5 protein-coding genes and 1 pseudogene are annotated in these 4,365 nt (G+C 38.3%); 2 read left to right on the top strand and 4 right to left on the bottom strand.

Features of this window, described 5'->3' with window-relative positions; all coding sequences use genetic code 11:
• Positions 1–923 (bottom strand): TonB-dependent receptor plug domain-containing protein (locus tag B4237_RS01850; protein WP_286941041.1); only part of this gene is annotated, 923 nt, incomplete at its 3' end.
• A 206-nt stretch (positions 924–1,129) separates the two neighbouring features.
• Between B4237_RS01850 and mutM the strand changes: the two genes are divergently transcribed.
• Both mutM and B4237_RS01840 read left to right on the top strand, forming a co-directional pair.
• Complete coding sequence (mutM, locus tag B4237_RS01845) at positions 1,130–1,951, top strand: bifunctional DNA-formamidopyrimidine glycosylase/DNA-(apurinic or apyrimidinic site) lyase (protein ID WP_061396741.1); 822 nt, start codon at positions 1,130–1,132, stop codon at positions 1,949–1,951.
• Positions 1,952–1,982: 31 nt separating this feature from the next.
• Entirely contained in the window at positions 1,983–2,273 is a 291-nt protein-coding gene (locus B4237_RS01840; RefSeq protein ID WP_019383777.1) for a peptidylprolyl isomerase, read from the top strand.
• Between the two features lie 52 nt (positions 2,274–2,325).
• Here B4237_RS01840 and B4237_RS01835 read toward each other — a convergent pair whose 3' ends face one another.
• From B4237_RS01835 to B4237_RS01825, 3 genes and pseudogenes are all read right to left on the bottom strand, one after another.
• Complete coding sequence (locus B4237_RS01835) at positions 2,326–2,661, bottom strand: gamma-glutamylcyclotransferase family protein (protein WP_278595386.1); 336 nt, start codon at positions 2,659–2,661, stop codon at positions 2,326–2,328.
• A gap of 161 nt (positions 2,662–2,822) precedes the next feature.
• The gene (mscL, locus tag B4237_RS01830) at positions 2,823–3,257 is read right to left on the bottom strand and encodes a large conductance mechanosensitive channel protein MscL (protein WP_004877192.1); all 435 of its coding nucleotides are present in this window, start codon (positions 3,255–3,257) and stop codon (positions 2,823–2,825) included.
• Positions 3,258–3,503: 246 nt separating this feature from the next.
• Positions 3,504–4,365: pseudogene (locus tag B4237_RS01825) on the bottom strand (translational GTPase TypA); the annotation flags it as partial.

Genomic DNA, 4,365 nt, shown 5'->3' with positions numbered 1-4,365 from the left:
TATGCCATGCCATACAATTCATGCTGATCATTAAGCGGTTTTGACCACGTGATCCCTGTTTGTGTTTGATCAATATCTTTTCGAACATTGTAAGTATTGTTTGTATCATTCACTTGACGTGGATTATTCTGCCATTGCTGCCTATTCAATCCCTGCGGATCATCAGCATTAATCTTGACGTAATTGGTGATCCAGTTAATTTTACTGCCATCATCAAGATTCCACGTTAGTTTTGCATTATTCAATACTTTATTTGCGCCACTATGATTTCGAAATCCATCAGTATCAAAATAAGATGAACTAATGATATAACTTGGTTCATATTGGTGATCTGAACCGCCCTGTAAAATTAAACCAGCACGATTTTTATTGTGACTCCCACCAGCATAACTCATCTCAATCGAGTCTTTTCCTGTACCTTCTCTGGTGGTTGCTAAAATCGCACCACCTGACGAGTTACCATACAGTGAAGAAAATGGCCCCGTTAAAACCTCAAGATGACTTAAGCTACTCAAATCAACATTTGAGGTTTGCCCTTGTCCATCAGGCATGGTTGCAGGAATTCCATCAACATACAATCGAATACCACGAACGCCAAATGTAGACCGCGCACCAAAACCACGCATAGAAAGTTGCAGGTCTTGCGCGTAATTTTCTCTATTCCTAAGCTGAATACTTGGGACACCTTTCACGATTTCCGTCAAATTAACCTGCGCCGACTGGCTACTTTCAGGCATATCCACCCTAAAAATTGAAGCAGGCGTCTCCATGTAAGAAGTATCTGTACGTGTCGCTTCAACTTTGATTGTTGGGAGTTGTGCTGGCTGATCGTGATCAACCTCAATTGCCCATACTGAGGTATTACCCAATGCCATAAACATGGCAATGTAACCGTATAGAAGATTAATTTTCATCGAAGGCATGAAGATTCCTTATTTCTCGAAATTTTAAACGACAACAGCTAAAGCTAAGAATATGATTATTTTATGTTTATCTTAGGTATTTAACTTAAGTGAAAACAATTAAACTGATTAATCAGCATGATTAGCAAATAAAATTAAATACCCGCATAATTGTAAGTGAAACATTTGCCCTCATTGTATTGTTGTTGAAACAACTTGAGTTAACTATGCCTGAACTTCCTGAAGTTGAAACCACAAAAACCAGCTTACTGCCTTTATTAGAACAACGTGTTCAAGCCATCCGCGTTTTGAACCCAAGCTTGCGTTGGCCTATACCGAATGATATTGAAAAGCTGGTTGGACAGCGTTTAATGCAACTCAAGCGCCGTTCTAAATATATTCTTGCTGAGTTTGAGCAAAACCAAATGCTTTGGCATTTAGGTATGTCTGGAAGCTTCCGTTTATGTGAAGCCAAAGATGAACTACGCAAACATGATCATCTAATTATTGATTTTGAAGATCAGCAATTACGCTACCATGATCCACGTCGATTCGGGTGCATTCTTTGGCTTGATCAAAACAACCAGACTAAACTGATTGATACGCTCGGCCCTGAACCTCTGAGCGAAGATTTTAATGCAGCCTATTTACATGAAAAGCTAAATAAAAAAAATGTCGGCATCAAAATTGCTTTAATGGATAATCATATCGTTGTTGGCGTAGGTAATATTTATGCGACAGAAAGTCTATTTAATGTTGGCATCCATCCCGCACAACCTGCTTCAACGTTAACGAAAGTACAAATTGAGAAGCTGGTTATTGAGGTTAAACGCATCTTAAAACAAGCAATTGATTTAGGTGGTTCAACATTACGTGACTATAGTAATGCGATGGGTGAAAATGGTTATTTTCAGCAAACACTATTGGCATATGGCCGTGCTGGTGAAATGTGTGTGAACTGTGAAACAACGCTTGAAAACCTAAAGTTAGGACAACGAGCCAGTGTATTTTGCCCACAATGCCAGCCATTGAAGCTGAAGAAAGCTTAAGCAAATACAAGGTAATTGAAGGAGCAACATCATGCAAACTGCGATTGTTCGGCATATTCTAGTGAAAGACAAAGACTTAGCGGAACAGCTTAAGAAAAGAATTCAGTCTGGCGCAGACTTTGCAAAAATTGCGAAGCAGTATTCGACTTGTAACTCTGCTAAACGCGGTGGCGATTTAGGTGAAGTAAAAAAAGGGCAGCTTGTACCTGTAATTGATAAATTGGTGTTTACAGCTGCAGAACGAATTTTACACGGCCCAATTAAAAGTCAGTTTGGCTTCCATCTTTTAGAAATTAAGTTCCGTATGGATAATCTACGATAGATAAACAATGAGCTTAAAAGGATCCATAAGCTCATTTCCCCCTATGGATGAACTAATCTTGCTGAGGTTTCATGACATAAGTCCATGCATCTTTTTTTTCACCAGACTCCAAAACAACTTCAGCAATAACTCGCTCATATTGGAATCCTTCAAACGCATCTAACATTGGCCAGTTTTGTTCTAACTTATCGGTACTAAATAAATAACCTTCAACCAGCGGATCTTGTTGATTCAATACAATTGCAGGCAGTCCTTTATCGGGTCCCCAATCCAATATATGGATGGTTCCATGTACCGTTGCAACTTGCCAATCCCCTTCAATAGCTCCCAAAATATGAGCATTCTCTCTATTCGGGCACAATGTGCCATATACAAATAATCGGTTCATCATGTTATTCCATTTCAATTATTTGACATCTTAGAATGAAATTGAGTCAGAGACCATATTCATCAAAACTCATTATCTCAAATCAAAGAAATAGCAAATACCAATTAAACAGCTACAATAAAAAAACGGCATAAATTATGCCGTTTTTTTATTTAAAGCAATTAAGCTTGCTTTTTCAACTCATCACGAATTTCACGCAACAATTGAATATCTTCTGGTGTTGGTGCAGGTGCTGCTGGCGCTTCCTCTTCTTTTTTACGCATGCGGTTCATCACTTTCACCATCAAGAACACCACCCACGCTAAAATCAGGAAGTTGATCAAGATCGTAATGAAGTTACCATAAGCAAGAACCGTTAACCCCGCTTCTTGGGCTTGAGCTAAAGTTGTGATGTTTTCAGGACTTGAGCCGAGCACAACAAACTTATTGGTAAAATTCACTTCTCCACCAATAATAAAGTTGATGACAGGCATCAAGACATCTTTCACTAATGAATCAATGATTTTACCAAAAGCGCCACCGATGATTACACCAATCGCCAAATCCATCATATTGCCTTTTACAGCAAACTCTTTAAATTCTTGAATAATACTCATTGTTGACACTCCAGAAAATGAATCGAATTACATTTGTTTTTGTACTTAAATTACAAATGATAGGCATTCAGTTGTATGTAAATAATTTAATATTTTTCTCAAAAAAAGAAAGTTATTTCACACTTTAACAACATATTTTATTTTAATAAAAATATGAACTTATGCATGAAATAGACACTTGTTTCACTCAATAAAAAAACCGCCAAATAAATTTAGCGGTTTTCTTCATTTTTCAATTCAGAAAAATTATTTATCACGATTACGTTTACGTTCGTTTTCAGTTAAGTAACGCTTACGAATACGAATCGATTTAGGTGTTACTTCAACTAATTCATCATCTTCAATGAATTCAAGCGCTTGCTCAAGCGTGTATTCAATTGCAGGTGTTAAAGTCAACGCATCATCAGTACCAGACGCACGAACGTTAGTTAACTGCTTCGCTTTAGTTGGGTTTACAACCATATCGTCTGAACGAGAGTTAATACCCACGATCATACCTTCGTAAACTTCTAACTGTGGTTTAGCAAATAAACGTCCACGGTCTTGCAAGCTGAATAGTGCATAGCCCAAGCATGTACCTTGAACCATAGAAATCAACACACCATTTTGACGCTTCGCTACTGAACCTTGTTTCACAGGGCCGTAGTGAGAGAAGCTTGATGTCATGATGCCTGTACCAGAAGTCATAGTTAAGAATTCTGAACGGAAACCAATTAAGCCACGAGAAGGAACAGTTGCTTCAATACGGATACGGCCTTTACCGTCAACTTCCATATTAGTCATTTCGCCTTTACGGTGACCCATTTGTTCCATTACAGAACCTTGGTGCTGTTCTTCAACGTCAAACGTTACGTTTTCGTAAGGCTCTTGTTTTTCACCATCAATTTCTTTGATGATTACTTGTGGACGAGATACGCCCATTTCAAAGCCTTCACGACGCATGTTTTCGATCAATACTGAAAGGTGAAGTTCACCACGACCAGAAACTTTGAAGCGGTCTGGACTATCAGTATCTTCAACACGAAGTGCTACGTTGTGAATCAATTCACGGTCAAGACGTTCACGAATATTACGTGAAGTTACGAACTTACCTTCTTTACCAGCAAAC

It is taken from the genome of Acinetobacter sp. UBA6526 (assembly GCF_002434875.1).
Classification (GTDB): Bacteria; Pseudomonadota; Gammaproteobacteria; order Pseudomonadales; family Moraxellaceae; genus Acinetobacter; species Acinetobacter venetianus.
This window is presented reverse-complemented; position numbering and strand designations above follow the sequence as displayed.

Bases quoted from the DNA above. Each gene is read 5' to 3' on its own strand.
- B4237_RS01835 (WP_278595386.1), bottom strand. From the start codon at position 2,661: ATGAACCGATTATTTGTATATGGCACATTGTGCCCGAATAGAGAGAAT.
- mutM (WP_061396741.1), top strand. From the start codon at position 1,130: ATGCCTGAACTTCCTGAAGTTGAAACCACAAAAACCAGCTTACTGCCT.
- B4237_RS01840 (WP_019383777.1), top strand. From the start codon at position 1,983: ATGCAAACTGCGATTGTTCGGCATATTCTAGTGAAAGACAAAGACTTA.
- mscL (WP_004877192.1), bottom strand. From the start codon at position 3,257: ATGAGTATTATTCAAGAATTTAAAGAGTTTGCTGTAAAAGGCAATATG.